18 protein-coding genes and 2 pseudogenes are annotated in these 18,098 nt (G+C 60.0%); 8 read left to right on the top strand and 12 right to left on the bottom strand.

The genetic code is table 11. From position 1 onward, the window contains the following. Positions 1 to 15: 15 nt before the first annotated feature. Together C8024_RS22740 and C8024_RS02320 are read right to left on the bottom strand one after the other, a co-directional pair. Positions 16 to 537, bottom strand: coding sequence for an NAD(P)/FAD-dependent oxidoreductase (locus C8024_RS22740; protein ID WP_367947103.1), 522 nt, complete (start codon positions 535 to 537; stop codon positions 16 to 18). Beyond that, positions 524 to 1,501, bottom strand: coding sequence for an alpha/beta fold hydrolase (locus C8024_RS02320; RefSeq protein ID WP_173202804.1), 978 nt, complete (start codon positions 1,499 to 1,501; stop codon positions 524 to 526). The genes C8024_RS22740 and C8024_RS02320 overlap by 14 nt, the downstream gene beginning before the upstream one ends. A 93-nt stretch (positions 1,502 to 1,594) precedes the next feature. Here C8024_RS02320 and C8024_RS02315 point away from each other — a divergent pair, with 93 nt between their 5' ends. From C8024_RS02315 to C8024_RS02285, 7 genes and pseudogenes are all read left to right on the top strand, one after another. Next, positions 1,595 to 2,077 carry a prepilin peptidase gene (locus C8024_RS02315; RefSeq protein WP_173202803.1) on the top strand — a complete coding sequence of 161 codons (483 nt, stop codon included), beginning with the start codon at positions 1,595 to 1,597 and terminating at the stop codon, positions 2,075 to 2,077. Between the two features lie 74 nt (positions 2,078 to 2,151). Continuing rightward, a pseudogene (cpaB, locus tag C8024_RS02310) lies at positions 2,152 to 3,110 on the top strand (Flp pilus assembly protein CpaB). Then, entirely contained in the window at positions 3,110 to 4,804 is a 1,695-nt protein-coding gene (locus C8024_RS02305; RefSeq protein WP_173202802.1) for a type II and III secretion system protein family protein, read from the top strand. The pseudogene cpaB and the gene C8024_RS02305 overlap by 1 nt, the downstream one beginning before the upstream one ends. Further along, positions 4,756 to 5,355, top strand: a complete 600-nt coding sequence (locus tag C8024_RS02300; protein WP_100094188.1) for a CpaD family pilus assembly protein — start codon at positions 4,756 to 4,758, stop codon at positions 5,353 to 5,355. The genes C8024_RS02305 and C8024_RS02300 overlap by 49 nt, the downstream gene beginning before the upstream one ends. Beyond that, on the top strand, positions 5,355 to 6,641 hold the full coding sequence (locus tag C8024_RS02295; protein ID WP_173202801.1) for a pilus assembly protein CpaE: 1,287 nt from the start codon (positions 5,355 to 5,357) through the stop codon (positions 6,639 to 6,641). The genes C8024_RS02300 and C8024_RS02295 overlap by 1 nt, the downstream gene beginning before the upstream one ends. A 41-nt stretch (positions 6,642 to 6,682) precedes the next feature. Then, positions 6,683 to 7,653: pseudogene (locus tag C8024_RS02290) on the top strand (type II secretion system F family protein). 18 nt (positions 7,654 to 7,671) lie between these two features. Beyond that, entirely contained in the window at positions 7,672 to 8,661 is a 990-nt protein-coding gene (locus C8024_RS02285) for a type II secretion system F family protein (protein ID WP_100094185.1), read from the top strand. Positions 8,662 to 8,714: 53 nt separating this feature from the next. Here the strand turns inward: C8024_RS02285 and C8024_RS02280 are convergent, their stop codons facing one another. The 8 genes from C8024_RS02280 to infA form a co-directional block, all read right to left on the bottom strand. After that, positions 8,715 to 9,158: a MarR family winged helix-turn-helix transcriptional regulator gene (locus tag C8024_RS02280; RefSeq protein WP_100094184.1), complete on the bottom strand. Its 444-nt coding sequence runs from the start codon at positions 9,156 to 9,158 to the stop codon at positions 8,715 to 8,717. 9 nt (positions 9,159 to 9,167) lie between these two features. Further along, positions 9,168 to 11,222 (bottom strand): TonB-dependent receptor, encoded by a 2,055-nt coding sequence (locus C8024_RS02275; protein ID WP_173202800.1) that lies wholly within the window; start codon positions 11,220 to 11,222, stop codon positions 9,168 to 9,170. A 41-nt stretch (positions 11,223 to 11,263) separates the two neighbouring features. Then, a complete protein-coding gene (locus tag C8024_RS19920; RefSeq protein WP_217271944.1) occupies positions 11,264 to 11,407 on the bottom strand; it encodes a hypothetical protein in 144 nt (47 codons plus the stop codon). Further along, complete coding sequence (locus C8024_RS19915; protein WP_217271943.1) at positions 11,398 to 11,661, bottom strand: GFA family protein; 264 nt, start codon at positions 11,659 to 11,661, stop codon at positions 11,398 to 11,400. Before C8024_RS19915 ends, C8024_RS19920 begins: the two co-directional genes overlap by 10 nt. An 18-nt stretch (positions 11,662 to 11,679) precedes the next feature. Next, entirely contained in the window at positions 11,680 to 12,312 is a 633-nt protein-coding gene (maiA, locus tag C8024_RS02265; RefSeq protein WP_173202799.1) for a maleylacetoacetate isomerase, read from the bottom strand. A 47-nt stretch (positions 12,313 to 12,359) separates the two neighbouring features. Further along, a complete protein-coding gene (locus C8024_RS02260; RefSeq protein WP_173202798.1) occupies positions 12,360 to 13,358 on the bottom strand; it encodes a ribonuclease E/G in 999 nt (332 codons plus the stop codon). Next, complete coding sequence (locus tag C8024_RS02255; protein ID WP_173202830.1) at positions 13,351 to 13,920, bottom strand: nucleoside triphosphate pyrophosphatase; 570 nt, start codon at positions 13,918 to 13,920, stop codon at positions 13,351 to 13,353. The genes C8024_RS02260 and C8024_RS02255 overlap by 8 nt, the downstream gene beginning before the upstream one ends. Before the next feature lie 116 nt (positions 13,921 to 14,036). After that, positions 14,037 to 14,255, bottom strand: coding sequence for a translation initiation factor IF-1 (gene infA, locus C8024_RS02250; RefSeq protein ID WP_066742521.1), 219 nt, complete (start codon positions 14,253 to 14,255; stop codon positions 14,037 to 14,039). A 219-nt stretch (positions 14,256 to 14,474) separates the two neighbouring features. Between infA and C8024_RS02245 the strand changes: the two genes are divergently transcribed. Further along, the gene (locus C8024_RS02245; protein ID WP_173202797.1) at positions 14,475 to 16,787 is read left to right on the top strand and encodes a hypothetical protein; all 2,313 of its coding nucleotides are present in this window, start codon (positions 14,475 to 14,477) and stop codon (positions 16,785 to 16,787) included. A gap of 310 nt (positions 16,788 to 17,097) precedes the next feature. Here C8024_RS02245 and C8024_RS02240 read toward each other — a convergent pair whose 3' ends face one another. Together C8024_RS02240 and C8024_RS02235 are read right to left on the bottom strand one after the other, a co-directional pair. Further along, a complete protein-coding gene (locus C8024_RS02240; RefSeq protein ID WP_100094178.1) occupies positions 17,098 to 17,409 on the bottom strand; it encodes a putative quinol monooxygenase in 312 nt (103 codons plus the stop codon). Then, positions 17,406 to 17,909: a hypothetical protein gene (locus tag C8024_RS02235; RefSeq protein ID WP_173202796.1), complete on the bottom strand. Its 504-nt coding sequence runs from the start codon at positions 17,907 to 17,909 to the stop codon at positions 17,406 to 17,408. Before C8024_RS02235 ends, C8024_RS02240 begins: the two co-directional genes overlap by 4 nt. Between the last annotated feature and the right edge of the window lie 189 nt (positions 17,910 to 18,098).

The raw sequence follows: 18,098 nt of genomic DNA, 5'->3' as shown, positions 1-18,098 counted from the left end.
CAAATGCCGTCCTTTTCAGGACCTGGCGGACCGCGCCCGGCATAGAAGCTCCACCCCCTGACGCTTGGCGTTTCTCAGATAGGCAGCATGCAGCGCCGCGACATCGATATCCCGGCAATCCGGCTCGTAAACGGCATGTTGCCACGCCGGCTTGAGATCGGGAACCAGGGACAGAAGCTGTTCCCGGGACCAGCGATCCATATTCAGCCCGCTGTCGGCAAAATCGGCCAGGAATTGATCGGCGAGATGCAGATCCTCGTCCCGTCCGATATTGACCGCACCGCGCGGACCGAGAAACGGCATGTCCGAAAAATCTGCTGGCGGCTTTTCCAGAAAGGCCCGCGAGGCCGACGTCAGGGGCTGCACCATCGGCCCTCCGTAGCTTTCCGTCCAGAAAGCAGCCGAGCGGCCGGTCGAATGATAGCCGGGATGCTCCTCCGCCTCGAGCAGCAGCACCGAACGATCCGCACCAATTTCTGAGGCGATGCTGGCACCGGCAATACCGGCTCCGATGATGATGACGTCATATTGCTTCATTTTTGGGGGCCACTCGGTCGAGAAAGGAAAAACAGCTGGCGAGCGCGTCGTTGCGCACTTCATCAACTTCACGAAATATTTCATGGGCGGACTCCGCGCCGTAGAGCTTTAGCTCGGCCCGGGGCATCAGATGCACGGCCCGCTCGATGGTCGGATGATCAACCAGTTCATCGGTCGATGTCGCCAGCACCAGCAGCGGTATGTCCATCTGCATCAGCCGCTTGCGGTTGTGCAATAGCCGGGTCGAGGAATAGGCGCGTTCGACCCAGCGCCAGCTGGCCGGCCCCAGCCGGACGAAGGGGCGCTCGCGAAACCAGAAAAACTCGTCTGCATAGCGGTCCGCATCATGGGTCAGCAAAGCCTGCCGCGGGACATAGGGTTCCAGCGGATTTTCGATCGGTTTCCAGGCGCGCCGCTTGTCGCGACCGATCAGGCACATGATCTTCGCGGCCAGCTGAGCGGTCCATTCCGGCATGCCGCCGCCGGCTGGAGCAAGCATCGGCGCGCTCAGGATCACGGCATCGGGCCGGATGCGCTGCTCGGTCATCGCTCGCAGCACGATATGCCCGCCCATGCTGTGGCCCAACAAGACATGCGGACCGGGATGACTGGCACGCCATTCGTTAAACAGCGCCTCCAGATCGGACACCCATGTCGCGAAATCGTCGATATGACCGACATGCGGGTGCGGCCCGCAACGGCCCGAGCCGCCCTGTCCGCGCCAGTCCACCGAAGTGACGTTCCAGCCATGCTCGTGGAAATCGTGAAAGGTTTCGAGATATTTTTCGTAGAAATCCGCGCGCCCGGTCATGAACAGAACCGACCCTCTCGACCGCGGCTGCCGGTCATCCTGCTGCCACTCCAGCCTGCGGAACTCCCAGCCGTCAGGCCCGGTCCATGACTCTTCTTTTGCATCTGCGGGGACGGACCGGCGATCGAAGCGCACATCTTTCAAGTCTGTCATATCACGCTTTATCGTTGTCACAGGGTCGAAGAGAAGCCGTTCCGGAAATCATGGTTACTATTTGGTAAGGCAAATTAACTAGACGGTCTGTCCATGGATAGTGAAACCTTCATCTACTTGCTCTGGGGCGGATTGGCAATTGCACTGATTGCAGCCGCGATTACCGATCTCAAAAGCCGCCACATCTCGAACTGGCTGAACCTGGGCATCGCCCTGGGGGCACCGGTTCTGTGGATAGCGAGCGGCATGAGCCTTTGGCCGGAAATGATCGGGCAATTGGGACTGGCCGCGATCATATTCACCATATTTGCCGCGATGTTCGCTGCCGGAGCGATGGGCGGGGGCGACGTCAAACTACTGACTGCCCTGTCCCTGTGGATGCACTGGCTGACATTTCTGGAACTGCTGGTGATCATGTCGATCGCCGGTGGACTGCTGACGTTGTTAATGATGATCAGCAAGACAATTCAAAAGACCGAAGACCCAATAAAGGTTCCTTACGGGGTCGCCATCGCATTTTCCGGGCTCTGGATGATCTGGGGCATCACGGGACATAGTTCACAAACGATATTTTAACCATTTTACTCGAAAGAGGCATTGACCGCCAATGGAACCAATCGGGCGGGGGCATTCAGGAGGCGTTAGACGTCATGGACAAGAAGAAAATCATTTTGCTGGTCGGCGCACTGATCGTGGCTGCGGTTACGGCGTTGCTCGCAAAAACATGTTTGATGGTGCCTCCGCGCCACAAGTTGCTGCAAAGAAAGCTGAAGTGATAGGGGAAGAAGTCCTCGTCGCAACCCGCGCGCTTCCCGTTGGCACAATCATCACGCCCGACAGTTTCCGCTTCCAGCCATGGCCGAAGGATCTGGTCGAGGAAGCCTATTTCATGAAGGAAAGCACCGACGTGGAATCGCTTGCCGGTACCGTTGTCCGCAATCCGGTCACCGCTGGCCAGCCGCTTACCAAGGGCTCTCTCGTGGCACCGGGTGATCGCGGTTTCCTCGCTGCAGCGCTCGGCCCCGGCATGCGCGCCGTTACCATTCCCGTATCCGGACTGACCGGCGTCGCCGGCTTCGTATTTCCTGGCGACCGGGTCGACCTGATGCTGACCCAGTCGGTGCAGGGCGAAGGCCCCGAGCTCAAGGTTTCCGAAACCGTGATCCGCAACCTGCGCGTGCTCGCCACCGATAACCGCGTGACGGCGACGAAAAACGAAGCGGGTCAGCAGGTCGCCAAGAAGGCCAAGCTGGTCACGCTCGAAGCCACCCCGAAAATTGCCGAACAGATTTCGGTCGCCCAGACTCTGGGAACATTGAGCCTGTCGCTGCGTTCGCTCGCCGACAGCGCCGCCGAACTGGAAGAAGCCATAGCCTCCGGCGCAATCAAGCTTCCGAAAACCGATGACCCGGTTGTCGAAGCCGATATGATCCGTTCGCTGGCCGCGCGTCCGACCAGCACGAAATCAAGCTTTTCGACCGGCGGAGACGTATCCCGTTTTGAAACCCGCTCGCCGCCGCCCCTGGCCGAGAAGGAAAAACCAAGAGGTCCGGTCGTCCGCGTAGCGCGTGGCAACACGGTCAATGATATCGAATTTGGAGACAAATAATGGCCGTAGTATATGCACAGCATAGCCGCCTCGCGAAGAAGGCAATCGGCTTGACCGCCGTAGCCGCTCTCGCTCTGGCTCTGGCTGCCAACAGTAGCACTGCGCTTAACGCCCAGTCGGTCAATGTATCCCAGCCGGATTCGCGGATCACATTGTCGGTCGGCCGTGGCAAGCTGATCACCCTGCCCGCTTCGATCGAAGATATTTTCATCGCTGAAAATGCGATTGCCGATGTCCAGGTCCGCTCGCCGCGCCAGATCTATATTTTCGGCAAAAAGGGTGGCCAGACGAGCTTCTACGCAACCAGCGCGTCCGGCAAGGTCATCTACTCGGCGGAAGTCTCGGTCGGTGCGGAAATTTCCTCGATCGACCAGATGCTGAACCTGGCGATGCCGAATGCGAATATCGCGGTTAGCACGACCAATAATTTCGTGCTGCTTACCGGTACCATCGCCGATCCGGATGATGCGGAAGAAGCGGAAAATCTCGTCCAGGCATTTGTCGGCGACACCACACGTGTGGTCAGCCGGCTGAAAACCGCGACGCCGATGCAGGTCAACCTGAAGGTCCGTTTTGCCGAGGTCAGCCGTTCGCTGGCGAAGGAAATCAACGGCAATCTGCTAACCCGTGACACCACTGGCGGCTTCCAGTTCGGTGTGTCCCGTGGCCGCGACTTCGGTTCGATTACCAATTTCGACACCTCGTCCTTCCCGAGCCTGGACGCGTCCAGCCTGTTTGGTTTGCCCGCAGGTTCTGTCTCGCTGCCGTTCAACACGGCGACCGGCCAGTTCGTGACGGCCGGCGGAACCGCTTTCAACTATAATACCGGTTCGGAGCTCAACACCATTCAGGCGGCGGGCCGTCTGTTCGGCATCGACATTGCCACCGCGCTCGACGTCTCCGAACGCGTGGGTCTTGTCAGCACCCTGGCATCACCCAATCTGACGGCCATTTCCGGTGAAACGGCGACATTTCTGGCCGGCGGCGAGTTTCCCATTCCGATTTCAACCGGTCTGGGCGAGGTCTCCGTCCAGTATAAGAATTACGGTGTCAGCCTGTCCTACACGCCAACCGTGCTTTCCAACGGCCGGATCTCGATCCGCGTCGCACCGGAAGTATCGGAAATCACCACCAATGGCGCTGTCATCATCAACGGTTTCAGCATTCCTGCGGTTTCGACCCGCCGGGCAGAGACCACCGTTGAGCTGGGATCGGGCGAAAGCTTCATGATCGCCGGCCTGATGCAGAACAGCTATAATTCCGCCATCGCGAAGACCCCGGGTCTGGCCGACGTGCCGGTATTGGGTGCCTTGTTCAAGTCCGATGGCTACAGCCGCAACGAAACCGAGCTGATGATCGTGGTCACGCCTTATCTGGTCAAGCCGGTCAGCGACAGCGAGATCGTATTGCCAACCGACGGCTTCAAGGCTGCCAATGATGCAGAGCGGTTCCTGATGAACCGCAACCACAGCGGCACCGGTGAGGATCGGCCCAAGCCGAGCGTAGCTCCGGCCACTCCCGACGGCCAGGGCTTTGGCGCCCTGCAGGCTCCGGCTCCCGTCCAGTCGGCCAAAAATCCAAGAAGTCCGGCGGCAGCGCTCCGGGTTTCAGTTTCGACAAATAAGCCCGATCAGGAGAACAGATCATGCGCATCGTTTCAATGGCACTCATCACCGCTCTCGGGCTCTCGGTAACCGCCTGTGGAAGCAACACTGCCAACCGCAGCGTTTATAGCGAACGCCAGCCGGTCGTTTCCAAATCGAATTTCGTGCTCGACCTGAGCGCCGGTCATGGCGGATTGTCCGCCGCAGAGCAGAACCGCCTGTCCGGCTGGTTCGACGCGCTCGAGCTGGGCTATGGCGATCGGGTGTCGATCGATGACCCGAGCTATTCGGCCAGCCCCGTTGCCAAGGCAGCGGTCGAAAATATCGTGGCCGGCTATGGTTTGCTGATCAGCGAAAACGCTCCGGTAACCGAAGGCCATGTTCCTGCGGGCCTGATGCGGGTCGTCGTGACGCGCACCGAGGCTTCGGTGCCGGGATGCCCCGATTTCAGCTATCGCAGCCACACCGATTTTCAGGTGCGGACAAGCGCCAACTACGGGTGCGGAACGAACAGCACGCTTTCTGCCATGATTGCCAATCCGGAAGATCTCGTCCGCGGCCAGGCTGCCGAAGGCGAGGATCAGTCGCAGGCTTCGAAGGCCATCCGCGCCTATCGTGACAAGAAAGTTGGAGGACAATAATGAACGCTCCCTGGAAACCAGGTTCGGTCAACGGACGTGAACCCTTTGCCGCTTTTGTCTGCGACGACGATACGCTGGAAATGCTCCGCCCCGTGGCCGAGGAAATGGGCTGGTCGATCGACAAATGCAGCAAGGGCGGACTGCGCAACGCGGTCCAGACCCTCTCCGTTTCTGCCAGCCCCAACATCCTGCTGGTGGATCTGTCGGAATCCGGCGATCCGCTCAATGATATCAATTCGCTGGCCGAAGTCTGCGAACCGGGCACTGTCGTGGTGGCCATGGGCCAGGTCAACGACGTCCGCCTCTACCGCGACCTGATCGTCAGCGGCCTGCAGGACTATTTGCTGAAACCGTTCAGCCCGGACCAGCTCCGCGACGTGCTGGCACAGGCGCAAGCGGTCATCAACGCCCCGAAAATTGACGATCCGCAGGCCGAAAAGCCGCATATTTCGACCGCCGTTATCGGCACCCGTGGCGGCGTCGGCGCGTCGACCATCGCCACTTCCCTGGCCTGGCTGCTCAGCTATGACCGGGAGCGGCTGACCGCCCTGCTGGATCTGGACGTCCATTTCGGCACCGGCGCGCTGTCGCTGGATCTCGAGCCCGGTCGCGGCCTTACCGATGCAATCGACAATCCGAGCCGGATCGACGGGCTGTTCATCGAACGCGCGATGATCAAGGCCAATGAGAAACTGTCGCTGCTGTCCGCAGAGGCACCGATCAATTCGCCGATCCTGACCGATGGCACCGCCTTCTTCCAGCTACAGGAAGAATTCCGCGCCGCTTTCGACTGTACGGTGATCGATCTGCCGCGCGACATGCTGATCAACTATCCCCATCTTCTGGGCGACGTGAACGCAACCGTCATCGTGACGGAACTGACGCTCGCTTCGGCGCGCGACTGCATTCGCTTGCTGTCCTGGCTGAAGTCCCACGCCGCGCAGAGCAAGGTCTATGTTGTCGCCAACAAGGTGCAGGCCACCAATCTGGAAATCGGCCGTCAGGATTTCGAGAGCTCCATCGAGCGCAAGATCGATATCATGATCCCGCATGACGCCAAGACCGCTGCGCAGGCGGCGAAACTGGGCCAGGCGATGGTCGAGGCCGGCAAGTCCAGCAAGGCTTCGGCAAAAATCGTCGAACTGACCAGCCTGGTACTCGGCTCGGTCAGTGGCGGACTGGACCCCGAAGAGGAAGGCGGCAAGAAATCCTTCATGGACAAGTTCGGGGATTTCAAATCACTGCTGCCGTCAAAGAAAGCCAAAGAGGATGCGCCTGAAGCCTGAACCGGGCGGCAGGATTTCTTCGGCTTCATAGGGATTAGACAATGGGATTAATGCAAACTGCAATATTGGGTGCCGGCGTTCTGGCGGTTCTGCTGCTGCTCATCTTTGCCTATGCCGGCCCATCGCAATCCAAGGCCACTGCTCGGCGACTGGACAAGGTCAAATATCGCCATTCCGACAGCGCCAATGTGCGGGTGGAAGCGCAGATGAAAAAGGCGCTCTCGGCGCGACGCAAGACCACGCGTCCGCGCGGCGAGAATATGACCAAGCTGGAAATTCTGGCGATCCGCCTGGAAAAGACCGGCAAGCAATGGCCGCTATCCTATTTTTCTATGCGGCGGGCGGCCTATTCGTCGTCGTCTCCGGTTTGCTGCTGCTCAAGGGCGCGCCGCTCCTGCTATGCCTGTTCGTCGGACTGCTGGTCGGTGCCGGAATACCGCATTTCGTCGTCAGCTTCCTGATCAACCGGCGCGTTGCCAAGTTTACCGCGACCTTTCCCGACGCTATCGAACTGCTTGTTCGCGGCCTTCGTTCGGGTCTTCCGGTCACCGAGACAATCGGCGTGGTGGCCAAGGAAATCGACGGTCCCGTCGGCGAGGAATTCCAGAAAGTGGTCGATCGCATCAAGATCGGCCAGACCATGGAAGACGCGCTGCAGGAAAGCGCCAAACGCATGGAAACACCCGAGTTCCAGTTCTTCTGCATCACGCTGGCGATCCAGCGTGAAACCGGCGGCAACCTGGCGGAAACATTGTTCAATCTTGCCGACGTTTTGCGCAAGCGCGGACAGATGAAGCTCAAGATCAAGGCGATGTCGTCGGAATCCAAGGCTTCGGCCTATATCGTCGGTTCGCTGCCGTTCATTGTGTTCGCGCTGGTTTACACCGTGAACCCGACCTATCTGGCCGGCTTTTTCTATGAAGAACGTCTGATCATCGCGGGCCTCGGTGGCCTCTGTTGGATGAGCATCGGCGTCTTCATCATGGCCAAGATGGTCAACTTCGAGATTTAGTATGAAGGTACAAGGCAAATGACAAGCGGCGGCGGACCAACATTATTCGGCATAGACGTGCTCTGGGTTGCGACCATCCTGGCGGCCGTTGCCGCTGCGGCTGTATTCTTCGCGATCTATGCTGCCGTAACGGTCCGGGACCCGATGGCAAAACGGGTCAAGGCGCTCAACGAACGCCGCGAACAGCTGAAAGCCGGCATCACCGCGTCGACCACCAAGAAGCGCGCCAAGCTGGTCCAGCAGAACGACACGACCGACCGCATGCGCAACATGCTGGCGTCGATGCAGGTTTTGCAGGATACGCAGGTCAAGGAAGCGCAGCAGAAGCTGGCGCAGGCCGGCATCCGGTCCAAGGACATGGCCTTTGTCATCATTTTCAGCCGTCTCGTTATGCCGATCATATTGGGCGGCGGTGCGGCGCTGGCCATATACGGCTTCGACTATCTGTCCGATTGGTCCGATCTCAAGCGGTTCGGCGTCTTCGCCGGTGCAGCCATTTTCGGCTATAAAGGGGCGGATATCTACGTAAACAACCTGATCGCCAAGCGGACCGACCTTATCCGCAAGGGTCTGCCCGACGCCATCGATCTTCTTGTCATCTGTGCGGAAGCCGGTCTGACGGTCGATTCTGCCTTTGCCCGTGTGTCGAAGGAACTGGGCACCGCCTATCCGGAACTGGCCGATGAATTTTCGCTGACTTCGATCGAGCTGGGCTTCCTGACCGAACGACGGCAGGCTTTCGAAAATCTCGCCTATCGGGTCGCGCTGGACCATATCAAGGGCGTGGTGACGACGATGATCCAGACCGAGAAATATGGTACGCCGCTCGCCTCGTCGCTGCGGGTCCTGTCGGCGGAATTCCGCAATGACCGGATGATGCGCGCCGAAGAAAAAGCCGCGCGGCTGCCTGCCATCATGACGATCCCGCTGATCCTGTTCATTCTGCCGACTCTATTCATCGTGATCTTGGGCCCTGCGGCCTGCTCGATCTCCGATGCGATGCTCTAGCGGGTAAGCAGAAGCGTAAAATCAAGAGAGCGGCAGTTCCCTGCCGCTCTTTTTCATTCTGCCGCGATCGTATCCGCCGATTTCTTGATCCGCGCCAGCATTGCGGACAATTCGGCTTTCTCCTCGGTGCTGAGCACCGACATGATCTTCTTGTCCATTGCCTGGGCGGCCGGCAGGATCTTGCCATAGAGATCGCGGCCGGTGCTGCTCAGCAACAGATGGTGCGAGCGGCCGTCGGCAGTGTTGGGACTGCGGTCGAGCAAGGCACGGTCGACGAGATTCTTCACCGCCCGATTGACCGTTACCTTGTCCATCAGCGTGGCCTCCACCAACTGCCGCTGGGTAGACGCACCGCGCGTGCCCAGTACCGACATCACCCGCCATTCCGGAATTTTCAGGCCGAAGAGACTTTTATATTCACCCGCGATCACGTCACTGACGGCGTTGGACGTCGTCGAGAGCTGGTAGGGCAGATAATCATCAAGCTTAAAGGTCATAAATAATATTTATTCAATTTTGACGCGAAGTCCAACCCAAAATGTCCGGGGGAAGGCGCGCTCTATTATTCCATTGCTACTGACAGCAGCCTCTACCCGGGCGTCGAGAAGATTTTCAACCCGGGTTTCGACCAGCAGGCGATCAGTCACGGCCAGCGCCATCCGCCCGTCGATGGTCAAGGCATCGGCCAGACTGAGAATATTGACATCATCTTCAAACTGCTGGCCGGCATAGCGGGCCGAGAGGCTGGCGCCCGTGCCATCCTCCTTTTCCCAGACGAGCGAGCCGGAGGCATTGTGCCGGGGCACCTGGGCCGGACGAAAACCGTCGACCGCCGGCGCGTCACCGGAACCGTCCACTTCGGCATCGACATAGGCATAGGCAGCGCGCAAGGTCAGGCCGTCGACCAGCTCGCCGAGATTGAACGCGGCGTCGATTTCAATGCCTTTTGATTTGATCGCGTCGAGATTCTGGCGCTGGCTGTAGGTTCCGTCTGAGGCGACGAAACCGACACCGGGGAAAACACCCGGACCGCTGGCCAGCGTGACATTGGCGACCGCATTGTCGAGCTGGTTATAGAAAGCGGTGATGCCGAACGTGGCAATGCCGCTTTCCCAGTCCAGCCCCAGTTCGGCGCCCTTGACCCGCTCGGGCTCGAGCAGTTCGTTGGCCGCCGTCGCATCCGAACCGACCCGGAAAGGCCGGAACAATTCGTTCAGCGTTGGCAGCCGCCAGCCGAGATAGGCCGCGCCCCGGAACGTGAGTGGACCGCTCAGATCATAGGCAAAGCCGCCGCGACCGGTAAATTCGGTGTCGCTGCGATTGGCGAACATCTCGTCGGTGCGGACCGATCCGGGAAAGGGGTTGATCAGCTCTATCTCTTTGCGAAAACCGTCATCAATCGACCAGAAATCGACGCGGCCGCCGCCGGTCAGAACCAGCGTATCGCTGGCCTGCAGACTGGCTTCGACAAAACCGCCATAGGTGGCTGTGCTGCCCCCTGCCCTGCGGCTGCGCTGCGGCGTGTCATCATCGAGAAAGAAGAAATTCTCGTTGGTGGTGCCTTCGGTCCGCCGCCAGTCTCCACCGATGCGCAGCTCCACATTGTCACCGACCGGGGGCCGCACCTCAAAACGGGCGCCGAGGCCAGTGGATGGCACGCTATATTGTTCAAACACGCGATTGACCGAATTGCGATCATCCGCAACCCCGCCAAAGCTGACGTCGAAATTGCGGATCTGGACATAGGCCAGCGCCGACCATTGCCAGTCGGACGTACGATCGACCAGCCGGATGCTGGCGTCCGCTCCGTCATTGTGGTTTTCACTGAAAGCAAAACCGCGTTCCCGGTCGTCGGTGAAAGCGCGGACATTGCTCTGCAGTTCGACATTGTCGGTCAAGGGCGCGACGAAGCGGACGGCAAGACCGGCCTGCTCATATTCCGCCGGACGATCCACGGTTCCGCGCTGGCCTTCTATGATAGGGATGAACCCGTCACCGCGGGCATAATTGGCGGATATGGTCAGCTGCCCCTGCCCCAGTTCGCGACCGAACAGCAGATCAGTGTCGACGCTGTTGCGGCTGCCATAAGCCGCGCCCAGTTCGATCCGGTCCCCGACAGTGTCGCTGAACAATTCTATCGTCCCGGAGATAGCGCCCTGCCCGTCGGTCACGCTGCCGCCGCCGCGGGTAATTCTCGCGCTTTTCAGAGCCAGCGCATCATAGCCCGGCCAAGCCACCCAGCCGCCGAAGGGGTCGGCCTGTGGCACGCCGTCGAGGACCAGCAAGGCGCGGGACGAAGCATTGCCGCCCAGTCCGCGCAGCGTAATGCCCTGACTGGTCGGGTTGGCCGAACGCGCGTCCGACCGGCGGAATTGCTGCAGTCCCGGCACATCGCGCAATGCGTTCTCGACCGTCCGGGAAGGATCGATCGCAATTTCGGTGGCGCTATAGACGTCGTCGCCACGGGTGACGGGCAGTCCTGAAACGATGATTGCCGCGACCGGCGCTTCGTCTCCATCGACCTGCTCCTGCCCCCAGGCGGGCACAGAAATGGCGGCCATTGATGCCAATAGCGGGTAGGCTAAAACTGATTTTTCATGACCTAATTGTCTGTCCACTTCTGATGGACCGGCATGTCGTCCGGCAGCCGGTGATAGTCCTGCGCATCGCAGGCAAAATGGGCGCTGTCCGCCTTGCCGAAGACGCTGGGATCATCGAGCGTTCCGACTTTCAGGATCACCGCCACTTCAAACCCGGCGCGCGGGTGGCCAGATGGGTGCCGCAGTCGGCGCAAAATTCGCGGGTTACACCCTTTTCCAGATCATCCCGCTTGAAACCCTTCACGGCGCCCTTGGTGATGGCGAAACCGTCCGCCGGCATCGCCATCAGCAGCAGGCTGTTGCCGCCGGTCGTATATTGGCATTCGCGGCAAAAACATTCCGCCTTCAGCATCGGTTTGCCCTCGGCCTTGTAGCGCACCGCACCGCACCGCAATAGCATCCACCTTCGATTGTCATATCATTGATCCTTCACTGCTTCGGGAGCGGCTTTCTGGAAAGCCTCATATTGGTTACACGCGGCATCAATCCGCACGAGCCTGGGAAAGGCGCTCAAATCCAGATCGAACCGGCGCGCATTATACATTTGCGGCACCAGGCAGACATCGGCCAGATTGGGTTGGTCGCCGCCGAACAGACCGGTTTCCGGTGCCATGGCTTCCAGCGCAACGAAGCCTTCCCTGATCCAGTGGCGATACCAGTTGTCGATGGCTTCCTGATCCTGTCCCAGCTCGTTCTTGAGATATTTCAATATCCGCAGATTGTTCACCGGATGGATATCGGCGGCGATAACCAGGGCCTGCGCCAGCGTATTGGCCCGCTCTGCCGGATCGCTCGACACCATCGGCGGGTCATCGTAATTCGCGTCGAGATAGTCGATAATCGCCAGCGACTGTGTCAGATCATGGCCGTCGATGCACAGCATCGGCACGAAGCCCTGCGGATTGCGCGCGACATAGGCGGGAGCCTTCTGGTCGCCGTCGAGCAGGCTGGTGTTGATCGCGGTGTAGGAGACGCCCTTCAGATTGAGCGCAATACGCACCCGGTAGCTCGCCGAGCTGCGCCAATAGTCGTAGAGAATGATATCGGTCATGCGCAGGCTTTGCAGTCGGGACGGCGCGATTGCAAGTCTGCGGGCAATTATCCTGCCGAACCGCCGTCGATGGAAATGTCGCCGCGCGGTTCCACTGACACTGAACGCCCCGTCCGCCTCGCCAGTTCGTCCAGCAACGGGTCACGCAATTTATTCGCAACAGCCGGATGCGCCGCCAGCCGAAGCGCGCCCGTACCGCGATCCCGCTCTGCCTGCCGCAGCAGTTTCAGTGCCGCATTGACCGCGCGATTGGCCTGCAGAATTTCCAGCACCGAGGGCCGGACCTTCCGGCTGACGATCTGCATGAAACCGAAGCCGTTGATAACGGTGCGCTCGCATTTCACGGTCATATGAGCATCAAAAACTGACATGACCGCAACACGATCAGCCTTCGCCTCCAGGGTCGGAAAATCCACCCCGATATTGCCGGAAATGTCGAAGCGCACGAGCGCGAGGGCAATTTCCTTGGCCGCCCGTTTTGCCAGCTCCAACGGCGCCAGCGGTCCGTCGACATCGAACAATGTCATCGCCGGGGTCAGCGATACCAACAGGCTCCCGCCTTCAAAATCGATCCAGCCGCTTTCGGCCTGCTCGACGGCTTCGTGCCAGCCGTGGTCGGACAGGATATCTTCTGCATGGGCGTATACCTGTTTGACGGGAAGTCCGGTTGCTGTAATCTCGGCCAGCAGATCGGGACCATCGCTCGAGGGACGGTCCGCCTCTGCCGGGCGCGCCTTGGCCCGCTTCGCCTGCCCGCCGCGCTCTGTCATCGCCGCCCGGACAATTTCCACGCGAACCGTCGCCCCTTCGGTCAGGCCTTTGGGAAGCGGCTGCAGCAGAGCTTCCTGTCCGTTTGCCAAGGTCACAATCCCGGATTTTCCGGCAATCCATTGCTGTGAGAATTTTGCATCGACGACCGCGCCAGACCTGATGCTTCCATCGGCACGCTCGACGCGTATCTGTATCAGTTCGCCATTTTCCAGCCGCAACGCCCGGTTTTCACCGATCCCGGCCTCGTAAAGCCAGCCATGGGCGAAATCAGCCAAGAGGATAGCCCGCGCTGATCAGCAGATTGCGGGTCTCGTACAAAGGGAGGCCCATGATGCCGCTATAGCTGCCCGACATCCAGATCACAAAAGCCTCTGCCGTTCCCTGTATCGCATAGCCGCCCGCCTTGCCCTGCCCTTCGCCGGTCGCGATATAGGCTTCGATCTCGTGGGCCTCGAAGCGCTTGAACTTGACGATGCTGTCGGACAATTTGGTCCGCGCCGTGCCGTCGGCTGCGATCACGCAGACCGCCGACATCACATGATGCCGCCGCCCGCTGACCAGTTCCAGAAATTTGCGCTGTTCCGCCGCATCACCGGCCTGCCCCAATATCCGGCGCCCGACCGCGACCGTGGTATCACCTGCGACCAGGATTTCCTGATCTTCACGTTCGACAGCCGCAGCCTTTTCCTGCGCCATGCGCAGGACATAGTCGCGCGGCAGCTCGCCCTTGCGGGGGGTTTCGTCGATATCGGGAGAGATGATCCGGTCCGGCGTGACGCCGAGACGGCCAAGCAGTTCCAGACGGCGCGGACTGGAGGAGGCGAGGACCAGTTTCATATGTTCACTTTCGTCATGCTGAACTTGTTTCAGCATCCAGAGCGTCCAAATCGCAAGCGCAGTTTTACGTTAGCCCTGGATCCCGGATCAAGTCCGGGATGACGAGCCATGACTCGTCACTTGAAACGATAGGTGATACGCCCCTTGGTCAGGTCATAAGGGGTGAGCTCGACGAGCACTTCGTCGCCGACCAGCACACGAATACGATTCTTGCGCATCTTGCCGGCGGTGTGGCCCAAGATTTCGTGGCCGTTTTCCAGTTCGACCCGGAACATGGCGTTGGGGAGCAGTTCGCGAACCATTCCCTTCATTTCTAGCAGTTCTTCTTTTGCCATATGGCGGTACATTTTCCCTGATATTGCGGCAGATCCGCGTATTGCAGTGCGCCATAACGGCAAATGTGCAAAAAGGGAAGGATTAGCTGCATCAACCGGCAGGATAATGATTGTCGCACCAGGGCTGTTTCCCTTGCGACAATTTAATACAAAGAAATTATACCATTAGCGCCAGACCCATGGCACTTCGGACATATTCTTTCCCCCTATGTAAGAGCTATGAACAACAAAATGATCTCCTCCCCCACATCCCTCCTCGCCGCCTCTCCCCTTGTTCTCGCCGGCCTTTTGATGCCCGCCGGTGCCAGCGCACAGATCACCGACACGGATTCCTCTTATGCCGATGAAGAAATTGTCGTCACCGCAGAACTGCCGCGCGGCGCGGTGATTACTGAGATACCGCCGGTGGTCGAACTGAGCGAAGCAGATATCGCCAGCTATGGCGTATCCTCGGTGCAGGACCTGCTCGAGGCGATTTCCTCGCAGACAACCTCCAGCCGGGGCCGCGGCAGCGGGCGCCCGGTGGTGCTGATCAACGGCCAGCGCACATCCGGCTTCCGCGAAATCCGCGATCTGCCGCCCGAGGCGATCCGCACCGTCCAGGTCTTCCCCGAGGAACTGGCCCTGCAATATGGCTATCGCCCCGACCAGCGGGTGATCAATTTCGTGCTCAAGGACAATTATACCGGGCTCAGCGCCTCGGCAGAATATGGCGTTCCCACCCAGGGCGGACAGGGACGGTCCGAAGTCGAAACCACGATTACCCGCATCGGCCAGAACAGCCGGCTCAACGTGAATGTGGAATGGCAGAACAATACGGCGATTACCGAGAGCGAGCGGGATATCGTCCAGGATGCGGCCGGCGAACTGGTCAATCTCGGTGACTATCGCACTCTGGCCGCCCCCTCCGACAATGTGGAACTCAACGCCAATTACAGCCGGTCGTTTGACAATGGCATGTCGCTGTCGCTGAACGGCGGCTATGTCTATGACAAGTCCCGCGGCCTGCAGGGTCTGCCGGGCGGCACGCTAAACGTGGCAGGCGATACTCTGTTCCGCTATTTCACCGAATATGGCCCCCTACGCCGGGTGCAGGAAACCAATACCGCGCAGGCCGGGCTGACTCTGAACGGCATGCTCAGCGACTGGCGCTGGTCCCTGACCAGCGATTACACCCGCACGCAGGTCGACACCGACACCGACCGGTCCGGTGACACCAGCGCGCTGCAGGCGGCGATCGACGCCGGCACGGTCGATCCGCTGGCGGTCAGCTTCGGCCCCTTGCTGGGCGCGCCGGTCACCGACCGCGCGAAAGTTGTCGACCAGACGATCAACAATCTCGCCACGCTCTCGGGCACGCTGCTCGTCCTGCCATCCGGCGCAGTGACCACTACTGTGCGTGCGGGCTATAATCGCGAAGATCTGGACAGCCGCGAGACCAGCGGCGCCATTCTCACGACCACCGATCTCAGCCGGGACGAAATCAGCGCCGGGATCAATATCGACATACCGCTGGCCGACGAGAATATCGATGTTGTGGAGGCGATCGGCAAATTGTCGGTCAACGGCAATTTCGGCTATTCCGACCTGTCGGATTTCGGCGGACTGGTCGAATTCGGTTTCGGGGTGAACTGGGAACCGCTGGACGGGCTGGTCTTTTCCGCCTCGGCGATCGGCGAGGATGCCGCGCCGACAATTGCCCAGCTCGGCAATCCGCTGATCATCACCCCTAATGTCAATATATTCGACTTTACCAACGGCGAAACCGTGCTGGCCTCGATCACCACCGGCGGCAATCTGGCGCTGCCGGCGGAGAAACAGCGGGATATCAAGCTGGCCGTCAACTATCGCCCCGAATGGCTCGACGGATTCACCTTCCTCGGCGAATATTTCCGCAACAACAGCGACAATGTCGCCTCCAGCTTCCCGCTGCTGACGCCGGAAATCGAGGCGGCCTTCCCTGACCGCGTCACCCGCGACACCAATGGCCGCCTGATCGCGATCGACCAGCGCCCGGTCACCTATGCCAATGTCTACAGCGAGCGCATCCGCTACGGCATCGACTTTTCCAAACGCTTCGGCCAGGAAAGCGGCGGCGGGCGCGGACGACCCGAGCGCGCCGCACCGCCACCGCAGCCGTCCGGAGAAGGCGCAGCAGAAGGCAGGCCCGAAGGCGGACCGCCACCAGAGGGCGGTGCGAACACAGAACGTCAGACGCCCGGCCGGCGGCGGCGGCCCTGGCGGCCGTGCAGGTGGAAGGCCAAGCGGCGGACGCTGGCAGCTCTCCGCCTTTCACACCATCCGTCTGGAGGACAGGATCAAGATCCGCGACGGCGTCGAGGAACTGGACCTGCTGAACGGTTCCGCCACCGGTTCGACCGGCGGCAGCCCGCGGCACGAATTCGAGATCAATGGCGGCTGGTTCAACAATGGCATCGGCTTCCGCCTCAGCGGCGAGCACCAGACCGCGACCCGCGTCAATGGCGGCCTCACCGGTTCCGACCTGCGCTTTTCCGATCTGACCACGTTTAATCTGCGGCTGTTCATCAACCTCGACGACCGCGGCAATCTGACCGAGAAAATCCCCTTCCTGAAAGGCAGCCGCATCGCTTTCAAGGTCGACAATATCTTCAACGATATCCAGACCGTGCGCGACGACAGCGGCCTGATCCCGCTCAGCTACCAGCAGGGCTATCTCGATCCGGTCGGGCGCTATGTCGAGATCGATTTCCGCAAGCGGTTTTGACATAGTCATCCCAGCGCAGGCTGGGATCCAACCCGCATCTGGTTCTCCCCCTGAAGCCGGGTTGGGCCCCAGCCTTCGCTGGGATGACAATTTGATCTAACCCAGCTCCGCCATCGACACCGGATCGGCCCGGTATATCTGTATCTCCGGCCGTTCCCCGACCAGCGCGGTCAGGCGCTTCACGAACTCGCGCGATTCCGGAAGGGCGAAATGCGCGGCGACGGCGGCTTCGTCCTGCCACTGTTCATGAAAGAACAAGCGCGACGGGTCTTCGCAATCGGCGTGGATATGGTGCGAGATACAGCCTGGTTCGGCGCGGGACCGGGCGCTATGCTCGCTGCACAAGGCGATAATCTCGTCCGGGCTGGCCGCGAAGGCGGTGGAGAGGCTGGCGGTGATGATGATCATAGGTTCAGCGTCGCCCGCGTGGTGCTCTTCGACATGAAATAGGCCAGCACCGCCGCGATAACCGCGACGATCACCGCGAAGGCCATCGGGGTGAAGCGCAGTTCCGGCCCCGCACCCTGCAAGACCATCACAATCAGAAAAGCGGGGATCAATGTCATCGCCAGATGTTTGAACGCCAGAACAAAGGGTGCAAAACCGACCCGCGTGTCGGCGGCGAGCCCCGGCGTGACCTTGCCCGATTTGCGCTGCGACACCGTGATCGGAAAGACGATCAAAGTCAGCAGAAGGCTCATCAGCACGGCAATGGCAATCAGGGTCCCGCCAAGATTGGGCGCGGAATCACCAAAGGGCAAAGTAGCAGGCACATAAGCCAGATCGCGGGTCAGCCAGTAATTGATCCCGCCCGCCAGCACGATATTGACCACCGCGTCGGCGCGGGCCTGCTTCTCGATAAAGGCATCCATGGTGGTTGGTGCTGCTGCGGCGACATTGGTGGCCATATTCTCTCTCCCTGTTTTGCCGGAGAGAGTGACGGTGGTGGGGCGAATGTCAAGTGGGGGTTGGTTTTTGGGGCGATGGGAGAGGAGAATTCTTGCACCTGCCAGCAACGCTCCCAGAAGTCCAATTCAACCGGATTTTTGAAACGAATTTCGTGCGAGCCTTGGCTGTCTTAAGCCCCTCCTTTTCAA

This window comes from Sphingopyxis sp. BSNA05 (genome assembly GCF_013265645.1).
GTDB lineage: Bacteria > Pseudomonadota > Alphaproteobacteria > Sphingomonadales > Sphingomonadaceae > Parasphingorhabdus.
The sequence above is the reverse complement of the archived record's forward strand: the minus strand, read 5'-3'. Positions and strand labels throughout refer to the sequence as shown.